This window comes from Pseudomonas sp. BP6, assembly GCF_017875935.1.
GTDB lineage: Bacteria > Pseudomonadota > Gammaproteobacteria > Pseudomonadales > Pseudomonadaceae > Aquipseudomonas > Aquipseudomonas putida_Y.
Window position 1 is genome coordinate 3,620,436 of the sequence record NZ_JAGINI010000001.1, and the last position, 25,858, is coordinate 3,646,293.

Annotated in this window: 24 protein-coding genes; all 24 read right to left on the minus strand. The window is 61.3% G+C overall.

Going from position 1 to position 25,858, the window contains the following annotated elements; genetic code table 11:
* Positions 1–115: 115 nt before the first annotated feature.
* Positions 116–1,135, minus strand: coding sequence for a flagellar motor switch protein FliG (gene fliG / locus J3A98_RS16415; protein WP_003254434.1), 1,020 nt, complete (start codon positions 1,133–1,135; stop codon positions 116–118).
* Positions 1,128–2,906 carry a flagellar basal-body MS-ring/collar protein FliF gene (gene fliF / locus J3A98_RS16420; RefSeq protein ID WP_209967371.1) on the minus strand — a complete coding sequence of 593 codons (1,779 nt, stop codon included), beginning with the start codon at positions 2,904–2,906 and terminating at the stop codon, positions 1,128–1,130. Before fliF ends, fliG begins: the two co-directional genes overlap by 8 nt.
* A 15-nt stretch (positions 2,907–2,921) precedes the next feature.
* The gene (gene fliE / locus J3A98_RS16425; RefSeq protein WP_176685401.1) at positions 2,922–3,254 is read right to left on the minus strand and encodes a flagellar hook-basal body complex protein FliE; all 333 of its coding nucleotides are present in this window, start codon (positions 3,252–3,254) and stop codon (positions 2,922–2,924) included.
* Between the two features lie 194 nt (positions 3,255–3,448).
* On the minus strand, positions 3,449–4,804 hold the full coding sequence (locus J3A98_RS16430) for a sigma-54 dependent transcriptional regulator (protein WP_103462202.1): 1,356 nt from the start codon (positions 4,802–4,804) through the stop codon (positions 3,449–3,451).
* The gene (locus tag J3A98_RS16435; protein WP_209967372.1) at positions 4,804–6,021 is read right to left on the minus strand and encodes an ATP-binding protein; all 1,218 of its coding nucleotides are present in this window, start codon (positions 6,019–6,021) and stop codon (positions 4,804–4,806) included. The genes J3A98_RS16430 and J3A98_RS16435 overlap by 1 nt, the downstream gene beginning before the upstream one ends.
* 202 nt (positions 6,022–6,223) lie before the next feature.
* Positions 6,224–7,699 (minus strand): transcriptional regulator FleQ, encoded by a 1,476-nt coding sequence (fleQ, locus tag J3A98_RS16440; protein ID WP_119714053.1) that lies wholly within the window; start codon positions 7,697–7,699, stop codon positions 6,224–6,226.
* 168 nt (positions 7,700–7,867) lie between these two features.
* Positions 7,868–8,161, minus strand: a complete 294-nt coding sequence (locus J3A98_RS16445; protein WP_014590131.1) for a hypothetical protein — start codon at positions 8,159–8,161, stop codon at positions 7,868–7,870.
* Positions 8,162–8,177: 16 nt separating this feature from the next.
* Positions 8,178–8,579 carry a flagellar export chaperone FliS gene (fliS, locus tag J3A98_RS16450; RefSeq protein ID WP_019438376.1) on the minus strand — a complete coding sequence of 134 codons (402 nt, stop codon included), beginning with the start codon at positions 8,577–8,579 and terminating at the stop codon, positions 8,178–8,180.
* A gap of 127 nt (positions 8,580–8,706) precedes the next feature.
* Complete coding sequence (gene fliD / locus J3A98_RS16455) at positions 8,707–10,095, minus strand: flagellar filament capping protein FliD (RefSeq protein WP_209967374.1); 1,389 nt, start codon at positions 10,093–10,095, stop codon at positions 8,707–8,709.
* An 83-nt stretch (positions 10,096–10,178) separates the two neighbouring features.
* The gene (locus J3A98_RS16460) at positions 10,179–10,535 is read right to left on the minus strand and encodes a flagellar protein FlaG (RefSeq protein WP_209967376.1); all 357 of its coding nucleotides are present in this window, start codon (positions 10,533–10,535) and stop codon (positions 10,179–10,181) included.
* A 76-nt stretch (positions 10,536–10,611) separates the two neighbouring features.
* Positions 10,612–12,057, minus strand: a complete 1,446-nt coding sequence (locus tag J3A98_RS16465) for a flagellin (protein ID WP_209967377.1) — start codon at positions 12,055–12,057, stop codon at positions 10,612–10,614.
* Positions 12,058–12,451: 394 nt separating this feature from the next.
* Positions 12,452–13,381, minus strand: coding sequence for a ketoacyl-ACP synthase III (locus tag J3A98_RS16470; protein ID WP_176685394.1), 930 nt, complete (start codon positions 13,379–13,381; stop codon positions 12,452–12,454).
* Between the two features lie 282 nt (positions 13,382–13,663).
* Positions 13,664–15,226 (minus strand): flagellar hook-associated protein 3, encoded by a 1,563-nt coding sequence (locus J3A98_RS16475; protein ID WP_209967379.1) that lies wholly within the window; start codon positions 15,224–15,226, stop codon positions 13,664–13,666.
* Between the two features lie 13 nt (positions 15,227–15,239).
* On the minus strand, positions 15,240–17,282 hold the full coding sequence (gene flgK, locus J3A98_RS16480; RefSeq protein ID WP_176685392.1) for a flagellar hook-associated protein FlgK: 2,043 nt from the start codon (positions 17,280–17,282) through the stop codon (positions 15,240–15,242).
* A gap of 12 nt (positions 17,283–17,294) precedes the next feature.
* Positions 17,295–18,449, minus strand: coding sequence for a flagellar assembly peptidoglycan hydrolase FlgJ (gene flgJ, locus J3A98_RS16485; RefSeq protein WP_176685391.1), 1,155 nt, complete (start codon positions 18,447–18,449; stop codon positions 17,295–17,297).
* An 11-nt stretch (positions 18,450–18,460) separates the two neighbouring features.
* A complete protein-coding gene (locus J3A98_RS16490) occupies positions 18,461–19,576 on the minus strand; it encodes a flagellar basal body P-ring protein FlgI (RefSeq protein WP_176685390.1) in 1,116 nt (371 codons plus the stop codon).
* Between the two features lie 6 nt (positions 19,577–19,582).
* Entirely contained in the window at positions 19,583–20,278 is a 696-nt protein-coding gene (gene flgH, locus J3A98_RS16495) for a flagellar basal body L-ring protein FlgH (RefSeq protein ID WP_103462191.1), read from the minus strand.
* 36 nt (positions 20,279–20,314) lie between these two features.
* The gene (flgG, locus tag J3A98_RS16500) at positions 20,315–21,100 is read right to left on the minus strand and encodes a flagellar basal-body rod protein FlgG (protein ID WP_038410057.1); all 786 of its coding nucleotides are present in this window, start codon (positions 21,098–21,100) and stop codon (positions 20,315–20,317) included.
* 47 nt (positions 21,101–21,147) lie between these two features.
* Positions 21,148–21,888 carry a flagellar basal-body rod protein FlgF gene (flgF, locus tag J3A98_RS16505; RefSeq protein WP_103462189.1) on the minus strand — a complete coding sequence of 247 codons (741 nt, stop codon included), beginning with the start codon at positions 21,886–21,888 and terminating at the stop codon, positions 21,148–21,150.
* Between the two features lie 160 nt (positions 21,889–22,048).
* Positions 22,049–22,240 (minus strand): hypothetical protein, encoded by a 192-nt coding sequence (locus tag J3A98_RS16510; RefSeq protein WP_176685388.1) that lies wholly within the window; start codon positions 22,238–22,240, stop codon positions 22,049–22,051.
* 70 nt (positions 22,241–22,310) lie between these two features.
* Positions 22,311–23,633 carry a flagellar hook protein FlgE gene (gene flgE / locus J3A98_RS16515; RefSeq protein WP_176685387.1) on the minus strand — a complete coding sequence of 441 codons (1,323 nt, stop codon included), beginning with the start codon at positions 23,631–23,633 and terminating at the stop codon, positions 22,311–22,313.
* Positions 23,634–23,661: 28 nt separating this feature from the next.
* Positions 23,662–24,363 (minus strand): flagellar hook assembly protein FlgD, encoded by a 702-nt coding sequence (gene flgD / locus J3A98_RS16520; RefSeq protein ID WP_176685386.1) that lies wholly within the window; start codon positions 24,361–24,363, stop codon positions 23,662–23,664.
* 12 nt (positions 24,364–24,375) lie between these two features.
* A complete protein-coding gene (gene flgC, locus J3A98_RS16525) occupies positions 24,376–24,819 on the minus strand; it encodes a flagellar basal body rod protein FlgC (protein WP_012051596.1) in 444 nt (147 codons plus the stop codon).
* Positions 24,820–24,821: 2 nt separating this feature from the next.
* A complete protein-coding gene (gene flgB / locus J3A98_RS16530; RefSeq protein ID WP_021785151.1) occupies positions 24,822–25,232 on the minus strand; it encodes a flagellar basal body rod protein FlgB in 411 nt (136 codons plus the stop codon).
* Between the last annotated feature and the right edge of the window lie 626 nt (positions 25,233–25,858).

The window sequence follows — 25,858 nt, forward strand, 5'->3', positions numbered from 1 at the left end:
AGCGGGTTCACCCGCGAATGCGTCGGCAGCGACAACCTCGATTGCCAGGACCGACGCCTTCGCGGGTAAACCCGCGCCTACAAAAGGCGGCGTCGGCTATGGGGTCGCGAATACCTTAGATCATTTCCTCGGCGCCCTTGCCGCCGAGCACGATCTCGCCGGCCTCGGCCATGCGCCGGGCAATGGTGAGGATTTCTTTCTGCGCGGTTTCCACGTCGCTGACCCGTACCGGCCCTTTGGCCTCCAGATCGTCACGCAGCAGTTCCGAAGCACGTTTGGACATGTTCTTGAAGATCTTGTCCTTGACCCGCTCGTCGGCGCCCTTGAGCGACACCACCAACACGTCGGAGGACACCTCGCGCAACAGCGCCTGGATGCCTCGGTCGTCGACGTCGGCCAGGTTGTTGAAGACAAACATCAAGTCTTCGATCTGCTCCGACAGGTCGCTGTCGATTTCGCGGATCGCGTCCATCAGTGCGCCTTCCACCGAGCTGTCGAGGAAGTTCATGATGTCGGCAGCACGCTTGATACCACCCAGGGTGGTGCGCGCGGCGTTGGAGTTGCCCGAGAACTGCTTCTCGAGGATCTGGTTCAGCTCCTTCAGCGCCGCCGGCTGCACGGTGTTCAGCGATGACACACGCAGGACGATGTCCAGGCGCACCTTGTGGTCGAAGTTGCTCAGCACTTCACCGGCCTGGTCCGGGTCGAGGTAGGCGACCACGATGGCCTGGATCTGCGGGTGCTCGTAGCGGATCACGTCGGCCACGGCACGCGGCTCCATCCACTTGAGGCTGTCCAGGCCGCTGGTATTGCCGCCGAGCAGGATGCGGTCGACCAGGCCATTGGCCTTGTCCTCGCCCAGGGCCTGGTTGAGCATCTTGCGGATGTACGCATCAGACCCGACACCCAGGCTGGTCTGGTCGCCAACGATGTCGACAAACTCGCTCATCACCTGTTCGACCTGGTCACGGTGCACATTGCCCATCTGCGCCATGGCCACACCTACCCGCTGCACTTCCTTCGGGCCCATGTGCCGCAGCACCTGGGCCGCATCGGTCTCGCCCAGCGAGAGCAGGAGGATCGCCGCCTTGTCGACGCGGCTCAGCTTGGCGGTAACGGCTCGGTTATCACTCATCGGCGTTGATCCAGTCTTTCACGACCTGGGCCACACGGCCCGGGTCTTCGGCCACCAGGCCTTTGATTGCGTTGAGCTGTGCCTCGTAACCCTCGCTCGGGCTAGGCAGCAGAATGCTTGTCGGGCCACCCAGGCTGACGCGGTCGTTGGCCAGTTCGCCATCCAGACCCATCATGCCGCCCAGCTCCATGTCGCTATCCGGGGCAGCCTGCTTGCCGCCCCCGGTAATGTTGTTCAGCACTGGCCGCAGCACGCCGAACACCAGCACCAGGATGAACACCACGCCCAGCACTTGCTTGACGATATCCCAGAACCAGGGCTGCTGGTAGAAGGCGATGTCGGCGATTTCCTCGCCACGGTCGGCGGCGAACGGCACGTTGATCACCGTCACGCTGTCGCCACGGCTGGCATCGAAGCCGACTGCGTCCTGCACCAGGCGGGTAAAGCGCGCCAGGTCCTCGGCGCCCCATGGCGCACGTGTGGTATCGCCAGTGGCCGGGTCGATCTTGACCTGGTCGTCCACCACCACCGCTACCGACAGACGGGTCATGCGCCCCTGCTGCTGGCGAGTGTGGCTGATGGAACGGTCCAGCTCGAAGTTCTTGGTGCTTTGCTGACGTTTGTCTGATGGGTACGGCGCGAGCATCGGCTGGCCGGTGGCCGGGTCCATGATCTGCTGGCCGTTGGCATCCACCAGCGGTTGGCCAGGCTGAATGGCAGCAGCCGGGGTCGCCGCGCCACCGGTGGTCTGCGGTGCCGAAGCGGCGCCTGGCGGCTGGTTGCTCAGCGCGCCAGGCACGCCTTGCGGGCCTTGGCTGCTGGCACGCTGTTCGTCGACTGACTGCTCGCTGCGCAACGCCGGCTGATCGGGGTTGAACTGTTCGGAGGTGGACTCGACCGCGCTGAAGTCGAGGTCGGCGGACACTTCGGCCTTGTAGCGGTCGTTGCCCAGCACCGGCTGCAGGATATTGTGCACGCGCTGGGTAAGCATGCTTTCCACCCGGCGACTGTAGTCGAACTGCTTGCCAGCCTGGGTCAGCGCGGAATCCTGAATCTGATCGGACAGCAGGTTGCCCTTCTGGTCGACGACGGTGACCTGGGACTTGTCCAGTTCCGGCACGCTGGTGGCGACCAGGTTGACGATGGCCATCACCTGCCCGGCTTCCAGTGCGCGGCCTGGGTACAGCTCGACCAGTACCGAGGCGCTGGGCTTGCGTTCATCACGTACGAACACCGAACTTTTCGGGATGGCCAGGTGCACACGCGCGGCCTTGACGTTGTTGAGGCTGGAAACGGTACGGGCCAGTTCGCCTTCCAGGCTGCGGCGGTAGCGAGTGGTTTCCATGAACTGGCTGGTGCCCAGGCCCTGCTCCTTGTCGAGCAGCTCGAAGCCGACATTGCCGTCGCTCGGCGCCACGCCGGCGGCTGCCAGTTTCAGGCGCGCACGGGAGAGGTCGTCGGCCTTGACCAGCAGGGCCCCCGAGTTGGGCTCCACGTTATAGGAGATGTCAGCAGCGGCCAGGGTGTCCATGACCTGCTTGGTGTCCATGCCCGACAGGCTGCCGTACAACGGACGGTAATCGGGTTGTTGCGACCACAGCACCACGGCAAAGCCGATGGCCACGCTGGCCGCCAGGCCGACCATGAGGCCGATCTGGCGCAGCATGGGCATCTGCGAGATGTTTTCCAGAAACGCCATGCCAAACAGCGGCGGCTTGGCCGCTGGCGAGCCAGCTTTGGCGGGGGCGTTTTCGACGACTGCTTCAGCCATGGGTTACATCCGTCCTCAAACCGGCATCTGCATGATGTCCTGGTACGCCTGGACCAGCTTGTTGCGTACCTGGGTCATGGCTTGCATCGACACGCTGGCCTTTTGCGAAGCGATCATCACGTCAGTCAGGTCGACGCCGCTCTTGCCGATTTCGAACGCGTTGGCCAGCTGGGTCGAGGCCTGCTGCGTCTCATGCACCTTGCCGATGGCCTGGCCGAGCATGTCGGCGAAGGTACTTTGCCCCGGCGCCAGCTCTGGGGCAACGGTTGCCTTGGGCAGCGACATGGCATCGGCCTGCATGGCCCGCATGTCCAACATCAGACGATTGAATTCAACACCTTGGCTCATGACCCTTCTCTCTCCTGCGGCCGCATTTTTTTGACAGTCATGCGGCGAATGACCTACCTAAAGCAACAAAGGTGCCAGCCTTCGCGACTCATTTCCCAGGGATCACACAATTCCTGTGGGAGCGGCCTTGCGCCCCTATCGCGACGCAAGGCCGCTCCCACAGAGGTCCGCGCCAGTTGCAGATGATTTGCCTGTCAGCCGAACAGGCTGGCCTCGACGTCAAACCCGGCATCGCGCATCTGTGCCAGCTTGTAGCGCAACGTGCGCGGGCTGATGCCCAGGCGTTCGGCCGCCTCTTTGCGGCGGCCGCGTTCGGCGCGCAGGGTGTCGATGATCATCTGGTACTCGTGGCGACGCATGTCATCCCCCAAGCCGCCAGCATCAGCAACCACCTCAAGAGATGGCTCGGTGCCAGCCGACAATGGAATGGCGCCTGCCAGACAAAAATCCGCCGCCTCGATCACGCCCCCCTGCTGCAGAATCAACGCCCGCTGCAGTGCGTTGTCCAGCTCGCGCACGTTGCCCGGCCAGGCATATGCCTGCAGGCAGGCCCGAGCCGCTGGCGAGAGACGCACCGGGGCATGCTTCATCTTGGCCACATGGCGCGCCAGCAGGCGCTCAGCCAGTTGCAGGATATCGCCCGGCCGCTCACGCAGCGGGCGCCAGGCCAGCGGGAACACCGACAGGCGGTAGTACAAGTCTTCGCGGAAGCGCCCGGCCGCCACTTCGCCGGCCAGGTCGCGGTTGGTGGTGGCCAGCACCCGAATATCCAGGCTGATCGGCTTGCGCCCGCCTACCCGCTCCACCTCGCGCTCCTGCAGCACACGCAGCAGCTTGGCCTGCAAGGCCATGGGCATTTCCGAGATTTCGTCCAGCAGCAGGGTGCCGCCTTCGGCCTGCTCGAACTTGCCAGCCTGAGCCGCGATAGCGCCGGTGAAGGCGCCCTTCTCGTGGCCGAACAGGGTGGCCTCGAGCATGTTGTCGGGGATCGCCGCGCAATTGATCGCCACGAAGGGCTGCGCCGCACGCGGCGATTGCTGGTGAATGTAGCGCGCCAGCACTTCCTTGCCAGTACCGGACTCGCCGGAAATCAGCACGGTCGAGTCACTGCGCGCCACACGGGCCGCCAGCTCCAGCAACTGGCGACTGGCCGGCTCGCAAGCCACCGGCCCTTCTTCGCCGGTGACCCGCCCGGCGGCATGCCGCTCCACGAGGCTGAGCAGCGCCTTGGGCTCGAACGGCTTGACCAGGTAGTCGGCGGCGCCTTGACGCATGGCCTCGACCGCACGCTCGACAGCAGCATGCGCCGTCATCAACAGCACCGGCAACTGCGGCTGCTGGCGGCGCAGCTGGCTGAGCAACTGGTGCCCGTCCATACCGGGCATGTTGACGTCACTGACTACCAGGCTGAACGCGTCATCCAGTACGGCCTCCAGCGCTTCTTCGGCACTGCCCACCGCCTGATAGGCGAACCCGCCGATTTCCAGGGTATCGCCCAGCGCCTGGCGCAATACGCGGTCATCCTCGACCAGCAGCACCTTGATTGCCATTACACCCCCTCCGCCAATTGCCCGTCGATCAACGGCAGTTCTACCCGCACGCAGGTACCACGGCCGACTTTCGAGCGCAGGTTGATCGTGCCCTGATGCGCGCGCACCACTGCCTTGACCACGGCCAGGCCCAGGCCGGTACCGGTGGCCTTGGTGGTGAGGAACGGCTCGCCCAAACGGCCAAGCAAGCCTGCATCGATGCCACTGCCGGCATCGCTGACGCAGAGGTGCAAGCTACGTTCGCGGCGGTACAGGTGCACCTTCAGCCGTGCCGGGCCATCGCTGGCCTGCAGGGCATTTTCAATCAGGTTGAGCAAGGCGCCGACCAGGGTGTCGCGGTTGCACAGCAACTCGCCCAGATGACTGTCGCACTGCCAGCGCACGGCATGCCCTTGCACATGTGCCTGGGCCGCCTGTTGCAGGGCCTGGAACAGCGCTTTCGGGGTCACCCGATCCCCCAGTGGCAACTCGCCACGGGCAAACACCAGCATGTCGCGCACCTGGTGTTCCAGCTCGTGCAGGCGCTCCTTCAAGGTCGCGGCGAAGCGCTGGCGGGTTTCCGCGCTCAGTGCTTGCTCGCTATCGGCCAGGTGGCTGGCATACAGCATGGCTGCCGACAGCGGCGTGCGAATCTGATGGGCCAGCGAGGCAACCATGCGCCCCAAGGACGACAGCCGCTCATGGCGAGCCAGTTGATCCTGGAGGCGACGGGTTTCAGTCAGGTCGTTGAGCAGCACCAACTGGCCAGGCTCGGCATCCAGCGAGCGGGTGGCAATCGACAGGCGGCGGCCGTCGCGCAGCGAGACTTCGTGGCCGTCGTCCTTGCGCGGGGCAAAGCTACGGGCGATCACCTGGCGCCACAATTGGCCGATCAGAGGATCGCCGAGCAACTCGCAGGCGGCCGGGTTGGCTTCGCGCACCAGGCCCTGGCCGTCGATCACGATCACCCCACCGGGCAGCAAGTCCAGCAGGTTCTGCAGGCGGTTGGCCAGGCGCTCCTTTTCGCTCAGTTCGTCGATGCGCTGGGCGCTGACCACGGCCAGCTCACCTTTGAGCTCACTGACCCGGGCTTCGAGCAGGCTGTAGGACTGGCTCAGCTGGCTGGACACCTGATTGAACAGGGCAAAGGCTTGCGCGATACCCTGGCCGCTGTCCTGCGCGACCGGGGTTTGCCCCTGCTGATCGGGGGCTCGGGATACGTGGGCGGCCTGGGGCATCGTGCTCTCTCGCGTGGCTGACCGTCATAAAAACGGTGTGTTGCCAGCGGTGTAGCAATAGCCGTGCCGGAGATAGGGATTTGTGCCGGCCTCTTCGCGGGCACGCCCGCTCCCACAGGATCGATACACATCTTCAATTCGGTGATATCCCTGTGGGAGCGGGCTTGCCCGCGAAGAGGCCGGCATAGGCAACCGCCAGGCTTCAATCTTCCGCCTGTTCCTCGCCGCCCTGGCGGCTCATGCCGTACTTGCGCATCTTCTCGACCAGGGTGGTACGGCGAATACGCAAACGTTCAGCCGCGCGCGCAACGATACCGTTGGCATCGTCCAGCGCCTGCTGGATCAGGCCCTGCTCCAGGCTACCCAGGTAGTCCTTGAGGTCCAGGCCTTCGGGCGGCAGCATGGCGTGGTTGCTGAAGTTTGGTGTATGGCCATTGATCGCCACGCGCTCTTCAAGGTCGCTGCGCAGGCTGTCGACCATCTGCTCGTCTTCGTCATCGACATAGCGGAATTTCTTCGGCAGTTCCGACACGCCAATGACCCCGTACGGGTGCATGATCGCCATGCGCTCGACCAGGTTGGCCAGCTCGCGCACGTTGCCCGGCCAGCCGTGACGACACAGCGACATGATCGAGGCGGAATTGAAGCGAATGGAACCGCGCTTCTCGTGCTCCATGCGCGAAATCAGCTCGTTCATCAGCAACGGGATGTCTTCCACCCGCTCACGCAGCGGTGCCATCTCGATAGGGAACACGTTCAGGCGGTAGTACAGGTCTTCGCGAAAGGTACCGTCCTCGATCATGTTTTCGAGGTTTTTGTGCGTCGCAGCGATGATGCGCACGTCGATGCTCTGGGTCTTGTTGCTACCCACGCGCTCGAAGGTACGCTCCTGCAGTACACGCAGCAGCTTGACCTGCATCGGCAACGGCATGTCGCCGATTTCATCGAGGAACAGAGTACCACCGTTGGCCAGCTCGAAACGCCCGGCACGGCTGGTGATGGCCCCGGTAAAGGCGCCCTTCTCGTGGCCGAACAGTTCGCTTTCCAGCAGCTCGGCCGGGATCGCGCCACAGTTGACCGGCACGAATGGCGCTTCGCGGCGCTTGGAATGGTAGTGCAGGTTGCGCGCCACCACTTCCTTACCGGTGCCCGACTCACCCAGGATGAGCACGCTGGCGTCGGTATCCGCCACTTGCTGCATCATTTGCCGCACGTGCTGAATGGCACGACTGGTGCCAACCAGGCTGCGGAACAGATTGGGCTCGCGCTGGCGACCGCGCTCACGCGCCTGGTCATACATTTCGCGGTAGACCTGGGCACGGTGCAGCGAGTCCAGCAGCTGGCTGTAGCTTGGCGGCATTTCCAGGTTGGAAAGCACCCGGCGGCGAAGGTCTTCCGGCAGCTCGGCAGAAGAAATTTCACCTAAAAGCAGAACCGGAAGGAACTCATCCCAGGTAGCCACTGTCTTAAGCAACCCAAGCAGATTGCCCGGAGCATTTACGGTGCCGATGAGCACGCACAGCACTTCGCGGCTCGAAGACAATGGCTCGACCGCCTGCTGCCAGTCATGGCTGGCACACGCGAGGTTTTCTTCGCCGAGGAAGTTCAGCACCACCGCAAGGTCGCGGCGGCGCGCGCTGTCGTCATCGATCAGCAGAATCTTGGTTTCACGCCACATGCAATAGCAACTTCCCTAGTCATATCGGCGCCCTGCGGGGGCGTGCTCGACATCATTCCGACTGAATGGTCAGTGTTCGGACGTCTGAAATTCGAAAACAGCCACTAGTAAAGTCAAAAAGGCCCACACAGTCAAATTTATGGCGCCTTTTGTTAAGTCGTGCGCATCTTAACTGAAGAGATGGTAAACCTTCGATGCATTTTTCGCTTGATTGATCTGCATCATCTCTTCGGCAATTGCCTGGCGTTCACCGGTTGTGACATCGATCAAATTGCGGTAGAGCCGCAGCACCCCTTCCAGCTTCTCGCGCAGCAACGCCTGATCCATCGCATGGGTTTCCAGCACCTCGTCGATGCACGCGCGGCACGCCACATCCAGCTTGGCAATGGCTTCCCAGTCACGCTCACCCAAGGCCCCGATCAGGGCATCGCAGGTGTCATCGAGGCGTTGCAGTGCGGTCACGGTAATCTCCTTGCCATCAGCTGGCAGGCTGGGCGTCGGCAATGCCGTCCCAGCCACTTTTCACGGTAATCAGCAGCTGGGCAACTTCGTCGATAATGCTGGCATCGTTGTCCACATTGGCCTGCATCAGGCGATTGGTCATGTAGACATAGAGGGCGTCGAGCTTTTCGACGTACTCTGGGTTTTCGCTTTTTTCAGGCGACAAGCCATCGCGCAAGCCGATGATGATATCGATCGCCTTGCCCAGCATCAGGCCCTTCTCCGCAATGTCGCCACGCGCCATCGCCCCCTTGGCCTGCGCCATGCGATCGAGGCCGCCTTCCATCAGCATCTGCACCAGGCGATGGGGCGTGGCTTCGGAAATCTGGGCATGGGAATTGACCTTCTGGTACTGACGAAGGGCTCTCATGGGATTCATCTTGCGACCTCGTGACGGGCAGGCTTAAGGGGGAGATATTCCTTGTATCGGGCAGGTGGCGAAAAACTTTACCGGCCGATGACATGAAGTCCGGCATCTTGCACGGACTTCATGCAAGGTTCACGGATCAATCGTCGCTGTTCGCCTTGTTCAGTGCGTTGAGGGTGCTGAGCACCGAGTTCTGCTGCTGACGCAACTGAGTGACCAGGGTATCCATGTTGTTGTACTTGTCCTGCAGGCTCTTCTGCAGGGCTTCCATGCGGGCGTCCAGGGTTTCCTGCTCGGCCGTGAGCTTGGTCAGGCTTTCGCTCAGGACCTTGGAGCGCTCGGCCAGGGTGCCGGTTGCGGCCTTGGCGAATGGCTCGGTGACTTTTTGCAGGCGCGCCAGCAGGCCATCCTTGCCATTGAAAATGCTGGTCAGGTCCGCCGCGTTGGTGGAGGCAACCTTGTCCCACTTCTTGTCGTCCAGGCTCAGCGCACCGCCATCCTGGGACGAACTGACACCAAAGGCAGCGAGCGATTTCAAGGTTCCGTTGCCCGATACCGCATTGAGCTCCTCACGAATGGAGGTCATCAACGTGCGCATGGTGGCATCACCCGTCAGCGCCGCAGCCGTCATGGTGCCATTGGGATTCTTGGTGACCTTGGTTTCCTCGTTCATCACGGCGAGCAAGGCATTGTAGGTATCGATGAAACCTTTGAGGCCCGACTTCAACGTTGTGGAACTGGTAGTCAGCGAGAGGATGGTCGCAGTAGGCTCGCCACTGGTAGCGTTCGTCGGCGAAACACCCACCAGCTTTATGTTGAGACCACTGACGGCATCGGTGATGTCATTGGTCTTGGACTTCATGGCAATGCCGTCCAGGGTGTACTCGGCGTCCGTCGGCTCATCGACAACGGTATAGCCGGTATCGATGCCCGAGTTACCGGAAAGGGTAATGTCAGAGCCCTCACCCATTTTCGTCGAGGTGACGATCAGGCGAGAACCATTGGCATCCGTCAGCACGTTGGCACTAAGGCCCGCTACACCGAACTGGCTATTGATGCTGTCGCGTACCTGCTGCAACGTGGCGCCGGCGGGAACACTCAGATCGAAGTCCTTGCCGTCCTGACTGATGGTCAGGGTAGTTGGCGTACTGCCGCTATTGACTACCGATCCCGCGCCATCTGCATACACTTTGGTCGAAACTTTTGACGCGGTCGCCAACTTGTCGACGATCAGCTTGAACGACCCGTTTGCCGCCCCAGTCCCCATGGTGACGGTCGCGACCTTTTCATCCGAAGACTTAAGGCTCAGGCCACCAAAGCTGTTGGAATCAGTCATGTTGGTCAAGGCGCCACGGAACGCATCGAGAGCCGCCTGGATCTTGCCAATAGAGGACAACGTGGTGGTTGCCTTCAGTGTTTGGGTATTGATCTGCGCCTGTTTCGGCGCCTTCTGCGCGGCCACCAGAGATTCGACGATCGCCTGGGTATCGATGCCCGAGCCAATACCGCTGACTGTTGTACCTGCCATCATTGCTCTCCTTGTTCAGTAGCTGCCGGATCCTTGGCGGATAAATCCATCAAATAATCGACAACAACAAAAATCATGCCAGCCTATGCCTGACCGTCGAACAGCAGGCTGCTGGCTTCACTGAGGCTCTGCGCCAATTTCAGTGCAGCTTCCGACGGAAGTTGCCGGATCACCTCACCGGACTGGGTAGCTATCACCTTGACTACAATCCGGCCCGTGGAATCGTCAATGGAAAAGTCCAGCTGGCGCTGGCTCGACTGGACGAAATCACGAATTTCGCCAACCGCTTTTTCCAGGTCCTCGCGCGAGTGCGGCTGATTATCGGAGGCAGCGGCTTCCTGCACCTTGGCAGGCATAGCCGGGTCCCGCTCGCGATCAGCTCCTGGCGGATGGGGCAACACGGTCGGGTACACCTGGTTCAGCTTGACACTCATGTCCATGTTTCGAACTCCTCATGTCAAAAAGGGTGAAAGGGCACGTAAACGCACCCTTTCACCCTTCACTCAAGCGCCTGAATTACTGAAGCAGTTTCAGGACCGACGATGGCAGCTGGTTAGCCTGCGACAGGATCGCGGTCGAAGCCTGCTGCAGAGTCTGCTGCTTGGTCAGCTCGGCAGTTTCCGAAGCGAAGTCCACGTCCTGCACGGTGGAACGGGCAGCGGTGGAGTTCTTCTGGATGTTCTGCAGGTTGTCGACGGTGGTTTGCAGACGGTTCTGGGTAGCACCCAGGCCCGAACGGACGCTGTCGATGGAGCCGATCGCCTTGTCGATAACAGCCAGAGCGTTCTGGGCGTTGGTGGCGTCGGTCACGTCGGTTTCGGCGATAGAGGTCTTGGCCGAAGTCACAGCGGTGACACCAGTACCCGCGAACAGGTCTTCAACGCCAGCGCCGGTCAGCGAGTAGCCCTTGGCGGAGTCCAGGTTCACCGCGCCAGTGACGACCAGAGTGGCTGCGTCCAACGCGGCGGCAGTACCAAGTTTGCCCGAACCGTCTTTGGCGGCAACTTGGATACCTGCAACGGCACCAGGGTCGGCAGCAGTGAACTTGAGGTTTTCACCGGTATCGGACTTGACCGACAGAGTGCCCTTGGTCTCGTCATAGTTGACGCTGATACCCAGCTTGGCAGCGTTGGACTTCAGCTGGTCAGCAAGACCGGCGGTGTCGGTGACACCCACGAAGTCGACAGTCTGACCGCCGACTTCGAGTTTGAAGTTGGCGGATGCTGGGGTGGCACCGGCGATAGCCGCTTCGTCGATGGTGAACTCGACTTCGGTGCTTGCGGTAGCGGTCAGGCCACCTACTGCGCCGTTCAGGGTCTTGGCGATTTCCTTGGCGGAAGCACCAGCAGCGAGCGTGACGTCAGTGCTCTGGCCGTTACCGGTGATGGTGACAGCGCCACCTGCAATGCCGGTTGCATCTGGAGTGATGCCGACGCTCTTGACTTGCTGCGAGCCAATGCTCTTGGCCGAAACGTTGTCCAGAGTCAGGTTGATGGTTTCGTTGGCATTTGCGCCGACCTGAATGGCCTTGGTGCCGTACGAACCGTCCAGCAGCTTCTGGCCACCGAAGGTGGTGGTATCCGAGATACGGTTCAGCTCAGCGGTCAGAGCCTGGTATTCGTCGTTGTTCGACTTACGGTCGTCGGCGCTCAGCGAGCCAGTAGCCGAGGACAGAGCCAGGGTACGCATTTTCTGCAGGATGTCGGTCGAGGCCTGCATTGCACCTTCAGCGGTCTGAGCGATCGAGATACCGTCGTTGGCGTTCTTCACAGCCTGGCCCAGGCCATTGATCTGGCTGGTCAGACGGTTGGCGATCTGCAGGCCGGCAGCGTCGTCTTTAGCGCTGTTGATGCGCAGACCCGAGGACAGACGCTGCATCGAAGTGGTCTGAGCGTTGCTCGCCTTGGTCAGGTTGCCCTGGGTGGTGATCGACGCAATGTTGGTGTTTACAGTTAAAGCCATGACGAAATCCTCGTTGGATGGGTACTGCGGCTTCCGGCCTTGGCAACCGCCGGATTGGCCTAGAGAACCTTCGTAATGGTTATCGTCGGGTGCGCGGGTTGCTTGAGGGCTTTTTCAAAAAAAAAATACTGGCATGGGGCCAGCCCTGATAAATCAAGGGGTTAAGGGCGGTTTATTGGCGTCAAAAACTGTTCGAACTGGGCTGAATGCCTCATCCCGTCTGTAGGAGCGGGTTCACCCGCGAACACCGGCTAAGCCGGTGCCATAGACCGAGCAGCCTTCTTCGCGGGTGAACCCGCTCCTACAACGGGCTGCGTTAGGCAGAAGTTTATTTTTGGCAGAAAAAAAGCGCCGGGCGGTGGCCGCCGGGCGCTTTTGTGGGCTGACCGGGGGATCAGTCGCGGTACAGGATGGCCGAGCCCCACGACAGGCCCACGCCAAAACCACTGATCGCCACGCGCTTCCAGTTGCCATCGAGCATGTGCTTCTGCAGCAGCAGCGGAACGCTGGAGGACACCGTATTGCCGGTTTCCAGCATGTCCTTGACGAACTTCTCCGGGTGTTGCTCTTCAAAGCGTCGCGCCACGGCGTCGACAATCGCCGCACTGCCCTGGTGGATACAGAAGGCGTCGATATCCGACGATTTCAGGTCGCTGGCATCCAGCAGCTCGTGCAGGTGCGCCGGCACTTTGATCAGGGCGAAGTTGAACACCTGGCGGCCATTCATGAAGAATTTGCCGTCGCTGACTTTCAGGTGCTCGGCACCGGAACCGTCAGTGCCGAAACGCGCCTGGCCCAGGTTCCAGACCGCGTTTTCACCCATCCAGGTTGCCGTGGCGGCGTCGCCGAACAGCATGGTGGTGTTACGGTCTTCCGGGTCGACGATCTTCGAATACGGGTCGGCGGTGATCAGCAGGCCGTTCTTCAGGCCTGCCGCTTCCATGAAGCCTTTGATCGCATACAGGCCATACACATAGCCCGAGCAGCCCAGCGACACGTCGAACGCCGCCACGCGGGTAGACAGGCCTAGTTTGCTCTGGACGATGGCTGCGGTGTGCGGCAGGCCTTCTTCGTCGCCGTTCTGGGTGACCACGATCAACGCATCGATCGATTGCGGATCAAGGTCGGGGTTGCTGGCGAACAGCGCCTGAGCGGCTTCTACGCACAGGTCGGAGGTTTCTTGCTCTTCGGCCTTGCGCGGCAGGAACGACGCACCGATCTTGCCGAACATGAACTCTTCGTCCTTGCCGAACTTCGCACCCTGAACGTAGTTGTCCAGGCCAGCGGTGGGCACGTAACTCGCAATGCTTTTGATGCCAATCATTCTGGCTTCCCAATGAAAACAGCCAAAGACCACCACTCGATGAATTGAGGGCGCCAAATACCGGAGCGGTCACCGCCAGGGGTTGTAGGCAGGGCTCGCCTGCGCACCGGTAACAAAATGCTGCAACAGCTGCTGCATAGAATACAGGGAAGATGAGCGTTTTGACTCATTGGTCACATTGAAATGCTACGAAAGCCGTGCGGACGGCGTGGGGACTGAGGAGTTTTCAGGGGCTTTCAGATGATCGGGGCCGCGTTGCGGCCCCGGGATGTGACAGGCAGATCAGAGCTTGTTGAACAGGCTCAACTGGGAAATACGCGAGAAGGCCAGCTGCGAGGCCTCCAGCATGGCCTGCTGCAAGGTCAGGGTGATGGCTGCCTGCGACATGTCGGTGTTGCCGATGGCGTTCTGGGTGGTCTTGTTGGCCAGCCCCAGGCTGGTGTTCTCCTGGCGCTGAATCTCGAGCGAGTTGCCGCGAGCACCGATCGAGCCACGGGTGATATCGACCTGCTCACGGGCACTGGCCAGGTTTGCAATGGCCGAGGCCGCCGCATCTTTCAAGGCATTCGCCGCGCCAGCACCGGTCACCGGCGTTTCCAGTGCCGCACGCAACTGACTGAGGGTTTCCAGCACGTTCTGGTTCTGGTGGGTATTGGCCGTGACCGCAAACTGGTCGCCTGCCTCCGGCGAACCGGACACCTGGTAGGTTACCCCGGCCACCGTCAACGACGGTGCCGTAAAGGTACCTTTGGCGACCGGCTTGCTGTCGGCCGTCAGCGGCTGGGCATAGAACTCGTATGCGCCCGGCCCCGTGAACTTGATCACCGCACCGTTACTGGGGAAGGTGCTGCGATAGGCGGCCTCGTCGGTCACGCTGCTGCTGGTGACCTGGGCGCTGGAGGTATTGCTGCCGTTACGGGTGGTATTGAACGAGTCCGGGCGTGCCTCCAGGGAGAACTCGCGCCCGCCCACGGCGGCGTCGGCATCGGCACCCTCCTCCAAGGTCACGGTTATCTCGAACTCCACCCCACGCAGGGCAATCTTGTTGGCACCTTCGGTCTTGCTGTCGAAGGTACCGTTGGTAGGCGTTTCCGAGGTGATGTCATTGCCGTTGGCGTCAGTGATGGTGTACTGCGTCGCGCTGGTGAAGGTCAGCTTGTAAGGCTGGCCTGCCGTGAAGCTGTTGTTGTAGGTGGTGCTCGAGGTCAGCAGGCCAGACGACACCCCGACCACGCTATCGTCAGTCGCCGGCACCAACAGGGTCGACTGGGTACGGCTCTTGTTGCTGGCCGAGTCGAAGATGCTGAAACCGGTGTCGTTGGTAGCCAGGTTCAGGGTATCGGATACCTGCAGGCTCAGCTGGGTCTGGTCGCCGTGGTAGCTATAGGTGCCATCAGAGTTACGCACATAGGGCGGCGTGGTGCTCTTGGAGCCTCCGAACATGTAGTCGCCGTTGGCATCGCGCGAGTTGAGCAGGCCAAAGATGTTGGCCTCGATCTCTTTCAGCTCGGTGCCGATGGCCACGCGGTCAGAATCGGTCACCCCGGCGCCACCGGCACGGATCGCCAACTCGCTGGCACGCTGCATGGCATCGTTGATGGTAGAGAGCACACTCTCTTCCTGCAGCAGCGAGTTGCTCACGGTGTTGATGTTGCCGCTGTACTGGTCCAGCAACGATTGCTGCTGTTGCAGCAGCAGCAGGCGTGCAGCACCAACCGGGTCATCGGCAGCGGTCTGGATACGGATACCCGACGTCACCTGGTCGTTGGTCTTGTTCATGCTGGAGAAGTTCTTGGAGTAGCTACTGGCGCTGGCCTCATAGAACTGAGCAGTGGAAATACGCACGATAGTCTACTCCTTACAAAGCGTTGATCAGGGTGCTGAAGGTTTCTTGCGCCGCCTTGATGATCTGCGAGGACGCCGTGTAGTAATGCTGGAACTTGACCAGGCTGGCCGCTTCGTCATCCAGGTTGACCCCGGACACCGCACTGCGGCTTTCGCTGGCAGACTTGAGCACCGCCTCGGTCGCGGTGCTGTCGATGGACGCCTGGTTCGCCTTTGCACCCACGCGTTCGACCAGCGAGGCGTAGGCCGAAGTGAAGCTGGTACCGCCGCCGGAGCCGGTGTTCACCGTCGACTTGGTCTGCAGGTCGAGCAGTGCCGTGGCGTTACGGTTGTCCGCCTTGCCGTCGGCATTAAACGACAGGGTAAAGCTGTCATTGGCCGCAGGGCTGCCGCCAATGGTGGTTTCGACGGCAAAGGTACGCGGGTTACCGCTGCCATCCAGAATCGGGTCGCCAGCCGCATCCAGCATCGGCACGGCGATGGACAGCTTGTTGTCCTGCCCCGGTACCACGCTGCCAGTGCCAATCTGGGTGCCCTTGGCATCGAATAGCTTGTAGCCCTGGGAGCCACCGCTGGCAGCGTCGAACACCACACGCACCGGCATCGAATCGCGAATCGACTGCTGGATCAGCGCGGTATCGGCACCGCCGTAGATGTCCAGCGACTCGCTCAGGGTCGGCTGGGTGATGGTGCCAGTACCGCTGTTGCCACTGCCCGAAGTAGCGCTGACGGGCCCGGCGAAGGCCAGCTTGTTGGCATCGGTCAGGGTCGTGGTAATGCTACCGGCAGCTGCACGGGTGGGGATGACCTTGAAGCTGTCACCAGCCGCCAGACCGCCGCCTTTCAACGCCAGACTGAAACCGTCGATCACGGGTGCCGGGTCGGCATTCAGGTCGAAGCTGCCCATGTCGGTGCCGTCGGAGCGGCGCACACTGTACTGGTTGGCGCTGGTGAACTTCACCTCGTAGTCGTAGGTGGTCAACGCACCGCTATTGGCAATGGTGACATCCAGATTGCCGGAGCCGGTACTGTTATTGGACGAGGCCAGGCTGCGTTGGGCCATGGCAGTAGCGCTGTTGATGCTGGAGAACAGCGAGCTGCCGAACTGGCCATTGGCATCCAGGCCCTGCCCCAACTGGCTATTGATACTGTCGGCGACTACCAGGGCAACGCGACCAAGCTCGTTCATCGACGGCGTCAGCACGTCCTGACGATAACGCAACAGGCCGCCAATGGCGCCACCGGACACCACCGAGGTCACATCAGAGCTGAACGACTCGTAGTTGATGCGCAGGCTGGCCTGACTCTTGTCTGCAGCGCCAGGCTCGACCGACAGGGTGTTGGCCTTGTTGCCGGTGACCAGCGACTGGCCGCTGCCCAGGTACACGTCATAATTGCCATCACGCTCCTGTACCGTAACACCGACCAGCTCATTGAGCTGACGCACCGCTTCACTGCGCGCATCCAGCAGGCTGTTAGGGGTGTTGCCAGTGCCGCTGGCCGCGGCAATCTGCTTGTTGTACTCGGCAATGCTGGCGGTCAGTTTGTTGACCTGGCCAGCCATGGTGTCGAGCTGGGAGTTGATCGTGGCGTTCTGTTGAGTCAGCTGGGTGCTCACCGCATTGAAACGGTTGCTCAGGGTTTGCGCCTGGGTCAGCAGCAACTGGCGCGAGGCAACGTCACCCGGCTTGGCCGCTGCAGTCTGCAGGGCCGAGAAGAAGGCGGTAAGGACCGAGCTGATGCCGGTGTCACGGTCGGCCAGCAGTTTGTCGATGCTGGTGATCTGATCCTGGAACGTCAGCGAATCTGCCTGCAAAGAGGTGGCTGTCTGCAGTTGGTTGTCCAGGTAGGAGCTGTAGATGCGACGCACATCCGCCAGCGTGGTCCCGGTACCCAGGAAGCCTGCGCCAATGTTGTGCGAAGGCCCCGCAGCCTGAACTGTCTGCTGGCGTGAGTAGCCACTGGTCGCGGCGTTGGCGATGTTGTTACTGGTTACCGACAAGGCCGCCTGGCTGGCACTCAGGCCACTCAGGCCGATGGAAATCAGGCTCGACATGATTTAGTCCTTTTATAAGTTCGTGGTTCTGCCAGCCATGGCGTATTGCGGGGTTGACTGCATTTGCTGGGCAATGCTGATGATTTTCTTCGCATAGCCCGGGTCGGTCGCATAACCTGCCTTTTGCAGCTCTCTTGCAAACTGCTCAGGGTTATCGGCCGCATCCAGCGCACCTTGATAGCGAGAATTGCTCTGCAACAAGGTGACGAGGTCGTGGAAGCTGTCCTGGTACGAGTCGTAGCTGCGGAACGCCGCTGTTTCCTTGACGAACTGACCATCGCGGAATTCGCTGGTGATCGCCCGCGCCTGCTCGCCTTGCCAGTTGCCAGTGGCTTTGATGCCGAACAGGTTGTGGCTGCTGCTGCCGTCGCTGTTGCGCATCACCGACTTGCCCCAACCGGTTTCCAGCGCGGCCTGGGCCACCAGGTAGCGTGGGTCGATACCAATGCGCTTGGCGGCCTGTTCGGCCATTGGCAGCATGGTGGCGACGAAGGCGTCGCTGTCGGTGAAAGCCTTGTTCGGCGCCAGCGGCGGCTGGGCCACGGCGCGGCCGACAATGCGCAGGCCGTTGTCCGGCACGGCGAAGGCCTTGGCCACTTGCTGGCCGTCACGTGCAGGCACGGCGGCGTTGTTGGCGGTTTCCGCCGATGGCACGATACCGGCCAGGAGGCGGTCGGTGAGCTTGCTGGGCAAGGCCAGGCGCCGCGCGTTGAGTGCTGCAACGTCATTGCGGGTAGCGGACGAGGCCATGGTATGCACCGGCTCCGCCACCTTGTTGCCCCACAATGCCGGGCCACTGCTATCGACGCGCGGGAACGGGCTGGTATTGACCGACGCACTGCGGCCCTTGGTCAGCTGGCGTACCAGCACGTCCTGCAGGCCGATACCGCCACCTTCGCGGGACATGCTTACGGCCAGCTGCTGGTCGTACATGTCGCGGTACTGTTTGACCGTTTCGGTGTTCATCGGGTTGTCGTCGGCCAGCACGTCACTGGCCTTGCGCGAGGCCTTGAGCATTTCACTGATGAACAGCGACTCGAACTCCTGGGCCACCTTGCGCACATTGGCTTCGCTGTCGCGGTCGCCGTGCTTGAGGGCACTCAGGCGGTTAAGGTCGGTATAGGCGCCGCTGTCGGCACTACCGGATACCTGGCTTTTGATATTCATCCGTGCCGTCCTCAGATCACGATCAGGTCGGCCTGCAAGGCACCGGCCTGTTTCAAGGCTTCGAGGATCGCCATCAGGTCGCCGGGCGCTGCGCCCACCTGGTTCACCGCGCGGACGATTTCGTCCAGCGTGGTACCCGGGCCGAACTTGAACATCGGCTTGGCTTCCTGCTCGGCATTGACCCGCGAGCGTGGCACCACGGCAGTCTGGCCATTGGAGAAGGCCCCCGGCTGGCTGACGATCGGGTCTTCGGTAATGGTCACGGTCAGGCTGCCGTGGGTTACCGCCGCCGGCGACACCTTGACGTTCTGGCCGATGACGATGGTGCCGGTACGTGAGTTGATGATGACCTTGGCCACCGCCTGGCCCGGGTCGATTTCGAGGTTTTCGAGGATCGACAGATAATCCACGCGCTGGCTTGGGTCCATCGGCGCGCTGACCCGTACCGAACCACCATCCACGGCCTGGGCCACGCCAGGGCCGAGCAGGTCGTTGACCTTGTCCACGATGCGCTTGGCGGTCGTGAAGTCAGGGCGATTGAGGTTCAGAGTCAGGGTATTGCCCTGGTTGAAGCCGCTCGGCACCGCACGCTCGACACTGGCGCCACCCGGAATACGGCCAGCCGACGGCACATTGACAGTGATCTTCGAGCCGTCACGGCCCTCGGCGTCAAAGCCGCCCACGACCAGGTTGCCCTGGGCAATGGCGTAGACATTGCCGTCGATACCTTTGAGCGGGGTCATCAACAGGCTGCCGCCGCGCAGGCTCTTCGAGTTACCGATCGACGACACGGTAATGTCCACCACCTGGCCCGGCTTGGCGAACGGTGGCAGGTCGGCGTGCACCGACACTGCGGCAACGTTCTTCAACTGCACGTTGCCGGAACCGGCCGGCACCTTGATGCCGAACTGCGACAGCATGTTGTTGAAGGTTTGCAGGGTGAACGGTGTCTGGGTGGTCTGGTCACCCGTGCCATTGAGGCCCACCACCAGGCCGTAACCAATCAACTGGTTGGAGCGTACGCCAGAGATGCTGGCAATGTCCTTCAGGCGCTCGGCCTGGGCAGCGAAGGCACAGGACAAAAGCAGGGTTGCGGCAATCAGCTGCCTTACGTTGAACATGGTCATCCGTACTCAGAAAGGCCAAAGCGGGCTGATGAAGAAACGGTCGAGCCACCCGGGCTGGCTGGCATCGGCAAACGAGCCCGTGCCGGAATAGGTGATGCGCGCGTCGGCCACGCGGGTGGACGGCACGGTGTTGTCAGTGGCGATATCGTCAGCGCGGACCATGCCGGCAATGCGCACCAACTCTTCGCCGGTGTTCAAGGTCAGCCACTTCTCGCCGCGCACGGCGATGATGCCGTTGGGCAGCACTTCGGCCACAGTGACGGTGATCGAACCGGTCAGGGTGTTGCCCTGGGTGGCCTTGCTGTCGCCCTTGGTGGCACGCTCGCCGTTATAACCAGCCTCCAGCGACAGATCACCACCGCCGAACGGATTGTTGGTGTTCGGTGTGCTGCCGAACAGCGAGGTCAGGCCAATATTGGCCGAGCTGTTCTTCTGGATCTGCGAACCTGCGTTCTTGCTGGCCGAGGTTCTCTCGTTGAGGGTGATGGTGATGATGTCCCCCACCCGGAACGCCTTGCGGTCGCTGTACAGGTTCTGCTCGAAACCGGCCTGGTAGATCGAACCGTTGTTGGCCGCTGCCGGCAATGGGGTGCGCGGCAACACCGGCGCATAGTACGGGTCGTTGGGCCGGGGCGTCGGCGCGACGCAACCTGCCAGCAACACCGCCCCCCCCAGGGCGAAAACGGACAACAGACGATTCATGACGCTTACCTCACGGGTGCAACTGAGTGACAGGGCTTAGAGCTGTTGAGTAACGAACGACAGCATCTGGTCGGCCGTGGAAATGACCTTGGAGTTCATCTCGTAGGCACGCTGGGTGGTGATCATGTTCACCAGCTCTTCCACGGTGCTGACGTTGGAGTTCTCCAGCGTCTGCTGCAGGGTAGTGCCAAAACCGTTCAGGCCTGGGGTGCCGACCTGAGGTGCGCCACTGGCGGCGGTCTCGAGGAACAGGTTGTCGCCGATCGCCTGCAGGCCGGCCGGGTTGATGAAATCGGCGGTCTGGATGTTGCCGATCACCTGTGCAGCCGGATTGCCGGCGGTGGTGATCGACACGGTGCCGTCCTGGCCAACGGTGAAGGTCTGCGCGTCGTTAGGCACGACAATGGCAGGCTCCAGGGCGTAGCCGTTGGCGGTGACGATCTGGCCATCGGAGTTCAGGTGGAAGGTACCGTCACGGGTGTACGACACGGTGCCGTCCGGCTGCAGGATCTGGAAGAAACCACGGCCGTTGACTGCCATGTCCAACGGGTTTTCGGTGGTTTGCAGGCTGCCGGCAACGAAGCTCTTCTGGGTGCCCACAATACGTACACCGGTACCGACCTGCAGGCCCGAAGGCAGCTCGCTGTCCTGGGTAGACTGGGCACCAGGCTGGCGCTTGATCTGGTAGAGCAGGTCGGCAAATTCGGCACGATCACGTTTGAAGCCGGTGGTCGAGACGTTGGCCAGGTTGTTGGAAATGACCGTCAGGTTGGTGTCCTGGGCGGACAGGCCGGTTTTAGCGACCCAAAGAGCCGGAAGCATGTAAGTTCTCCTCGTGCGCCTGTTTTACGGCACCCGTTCAAAAGTGATTAGCCGATTTGCAAAACCCGAGCCATGGCTTCGTCGCCTTCCTTGGCCGTGTTCATCATCTTGACGTGCAGTTCGAACTGGCGGGACAGCGCCAGCACCGAGGTCATTTCCTCGACAGCGTTGACATTGCTGCCTTCCACGAAGCCAGCCACCACCCGCACATTGACGTCTGCATCGGCCGGCTGGCCGGATGTGGTATGGATCAGGCCGTCCAGGCCCTTTGTCAGGCCTTTGGTGTCCGGGTTGACCAGTTTGATGCGATCGACCTCGGCCATCACCCGCGGGTCTTCACCCATGGAGCGGATACTGATGGTGCCGTCGGCACCCACTTCCACTTTCTGCTCGGGCGGGATGGCGATCGGGCCACCGTTGCCGATCACTGGCATGCCATTGCCGGCACGCAGCACACCGAGGGCATCGATGTTCAGGCTACCGGTACGCACATAGGCTTCGCTGCCGTCCGGCGCCTGCACGGCGATAAAGCCCTTGCCGGTCACCGCCACGTCAAGGTCGCGGCCGGTTTCGACCAACGGGCCTTCGCTGAAGTCGGTGGCCGGGCGTTCGGTCATGGCGAAGGCGCGCGCCGGAAAGCTGTCGCCGAACACCGGCATCGAACGGGCCTGCTCCAGGTCGCGCTGAAAACCGTTGGTGGAAATGTTCGCCAGGTTGTTGGCGTGGGCCTTCTGCGCCAGCGCGTTCTGGCTGGCGCCGGTCATGGCCACATAAAGCAACTTGTCCACAGTTTCTCCTCTGCGCGTAGTTGCCGCGCTGTCACTGGGCTGGTTCAAAGCAATAATCGAACCAAGTCTGAAACTCCCGATTTACGGGGCTTTCAGCTTCGCGAGGGGCAATAACCGTCAGTTTGTCGGCGGAAGTTTGCCGCCTGCGGCAAGGGCTTGCTCAATGGCTGCGGCAGGCAGCGTTGTTGTAGGGGCCGGAATGGCGCACCCAGCCTTTGCCCGGGTTATGGGCCGAGCACAGGTAGCGGCCGGTGACCAGACTTTGCCATTGATAGAACGGGGCGGGGGCGGCAGGGGCCGGCAGTACCAGCACCAGCAAGGGGAACAAGGCCAATAATGACAACCGCTTCATTAACGTGAACCTTCAAGTTATTGGGGCCGCATTGCGGCCCCAATTACAGACATCACACCAACAACAATTATCAGGTCATCTGAATGATGGTCTGCATGATGGTGCTTTCGGTGGAGATGGTCTTGGCATTGGCCTGGTAGTTGCTCTGCGCCTTGATCAGATTGACCAGCTCTCCAGTCAGATCGACGTTCGAGTCTTCCAGTGCACCGCCGGCAATCTGACCCAGCGTGCCGGTGTCCGGAGCACCAATCACCGGTACGCCCGACGCGTAGGACTCTTTCCAACTGGTGCCGCCAATCGGTGTCAGACCCTGCAGGTTGGCAAAGTTGGCGATAGCCACCTGGCCGATCACCTTGTCCTGGCCGTTGGTGAAGTTGGCGAACATGTTGCCGCTTTCGTCGATGGTCAGGCCTGACAGCTCGCCAGTGGCAAAGCCATCCTGACTCTTGGCGGTGGTGGCGGAGGCGGCGTTGTACTGGGTGGTGCCAAGCATATCCAGGTTGACCCCGTCGACATTGGCGGTAGCACCGTTGGCGCCCCACACACCAGCAGCGTTCTTCTGTGCCGGGATCCAGTTGTCGAGCGTGAAGGTCTTGTTGGCCGCGATGGTCATGCCGCCCGCTACCGGGCCCGCATTCATGGCAGCTGTATCCAGGGTGCCATCAGACTTGAACGGCAGATTGTTGGCCAACGGCGTGGTCGAATTCGGGTCAGCCGGGTTGCGACCGTCGATGGTGGTGTACATTGTCCAGGAGTTGCTGGTGGCATCCTTTACAAAGTACTGGTTAAGCTGGTGCGCGTTACCCTGACTATCGTACACGTCGGTGTTGAACGTGTAGTTGTAGGTGCCCGTGTTGGTCGGATCGAATGGCGATTGGGCTGGCGCAGTAGCGGTAGAGTTGAGATTGACGTTCTCGGAGATACGGCCGGTCGGGTTCGGCGTCAGGTTCGAGGTGTCGATCTGCAGGTTGGTCAGTACACCCTGAATGATCTTGCCGTTGTCATCCACGGCATAGCCTTGCAGGTTGGCGCCCGACGAGCTGACCACGTAGCCATCCTTGTCGCTGTAGAAAGCACCGGCACGGGTGTAGATTTTCGAGCCGTTGTCGTTCATCACGAAGAAGCCGTTGCCATCAATGGCCATGTCCAGCGCCTGGCCGGTGCCGTTGATGTTACCCGGAGTGAACATCTGCGACACGGCGGCAGTCTTCACGCCGGTGCCCACTACGTTCTTGCCGGCACTCGTGCCGCGAATGGAGTTGGAGTACTGGTCGGCGAACTCGGCACGCGACGATTTGAAGCCGGTGGTGGCTACGTTGGCAATGTTGTTGCCGGTAACGTTCAGGGCCTTGTTTGCTGCATAGAGGCCGCTAAGGCCGATATTGAAAGACATGTGTAACTCCTGTCGTTTTGCTCAGGCCCTAGATGCCGATGCTTTGGATTTTGGAAAGCGCAACACTGCCCAGCCCAGCCAGGTTGAGCGTCATCTCCGAACCGTTGGCCCCCATGGTCACACTGGTAACCGAGGCCGGCAGGTTGGTGGTCATGGCCGTGGCCTTGCCATCGATCGAGGCAGTGGCCTTGAAGGTGTAGGTCCCGGCGGCCGCGACCTCACCGTCATCGTTCAGGCCATCCCAGGTAAAGTCGATGCTGCCACCCTTCTGGGTACCGAGCTCGATGGTACGCACCAGCTTGTCGTCCTTGTCATAGATCCCCACCGAGGTGGAGGTACTGGACGACGTCAGGTTGACCGAGCCCTTCATGTCCTTGCTGGTATCGACCACGGCCTTGTCGGTCTGGACAATGACATTGCGCCCGACCAGCGAGGAGGCCTGCAAGGCCTGGGAAGATTGCAGCCCGGCCGCAATGTAGGTCACTGCGTCGTTCAGCGACTGCATGCTTTCCAGGCTGCTGAACTGCGCCAACTGAGCCACGAACTCGCCGTTTTCCTGTGGGTCGAGCGGGTTCTGGTTCTGCATCTGGGTAACCAGCAACTGCAAGAACGCGTCCTTGCCCAGCGCGCTGCCGGCGGCACCGGTAGAGCTGTCAGTCTTGGACGTCTGCTTCTGCAGCGAGGTCAGGTACGCGCTACCGACGTCCGTGGTGGAATTGGTGGTGGTCATGTCGGCTTCCTATCACTGCCCAAGGGTCAGCACTTTCTGCATCATGCTCTTGGCCGTGTTCATCAGTTCGGCATTGGTCTGAAACGCGCGGCTGGCGGAAATCATGTCAGCCATTTCCTCGACCACGTTGACGTTCGGGTAGTAGACGTAGCCGTCCTTGTTCGCCGCCGGGTGGTTCGGCTCGTAGCGTGCCTCCAGCGTGCTCTGGTCTTCGACGATGCCTTTTACCTGCACGCCCTGCCCTGCCTCGCCCTGGTCTTCGAACAGCGACTGACTGCTGCCGGCCTGGGCATTCTGGAAGGTGGTGGCGAACACCGGGTGGCGGGCGCGATACGTCTGGTCGATGCTCGAAGACACGGTCTCGGCGTTGGCGATGTTGGACGCCACGGTGTTCAGGCGCGTGTTCTGTGCGCTCATGCCGCTACCGGCAATGTTGAAGACACTGGAAAGGGACATGATCATTCTCCCCGCAGGGCGGAAACCAGCCCTTTGAATTTACTGTTGAGCAAGGTGAAGCTGGCCTGGAAGCCAATCGCGTTTTCCGTGTAGTTCGATTGCTCGATCTGCGCATCCACGGTGTTCTGGTCGATCGACGGCTGCAGCGGCGTGCGGTACTTGAGGGTTTCATCGGCCATGGCCAGGCCTTCAGCCTCGATGTGCCGGCTATTGGTGCGGTCAAGGCTGAAGCGGCCACCACTCTGCTGCTTGTCGCTTTCGGCTGCCAGCACCGAGGCAAAGTCCATGTCACGCGCCTTGTAGTTGGGCGTATCGGCGTTGGCGATGTTGTTGGCCAGCACTTCAGCGCGCTGGGCGCGGAAGCCCAGAGCCTTTTCGTGAATACCAAGCGCTTTGTCGAAGCTGATGCTCATGTCAGGGAAACCTTTAGAGGTTGACCGGAATTTCGTTGAGCAAGGTATAGCAAGGGCTGTGCCAACCACCGAAAAGCCCGTATTTATGGGGTTTACCGGGAGAGTACTATCAGATTGATGCCAGAAAAGCGGCAAAGGCCTTCCGCCTGAGGTGACAAAAGCGGCAATTGATAGGCGGCAAAAGCGGCAAAACAAAAAATTGACGTCAGTGTTTTCCTGTGCGGGCCTCTTCGCGGGTAAACCCGCTCCTACGGCGGGCTGTGTCCAACCTCCGGTGTGTGTCCACCACCAATCTGTGTAGGAACGGGTTTACCCGCGAATACGGTAGCGGCAGCAACGGTGAACGGCGGGTGGAGATTGGCCAGCAGGGCCGGCCCTTTCGCGGGTGAACCCGCTCCTACACGGCGGGCTGCGTCCAACCTCCGGTGTGTGCCCACCACCAATCTGTGTAGGAACGGGTTTACCCGCGAATACGGTAGCGGCAGCAACGGTGAACGGCGGGTGGAGATTGGCCAGCAGGGCCGGCCCTTTCGCGGGTGAACCCGCTCCTACACGACGGGCTGCGCCCAACCTCCGGTGTGTGTCCACCACCAATCTGTGTAGGAGCGGGTTTACCCGCGAATACG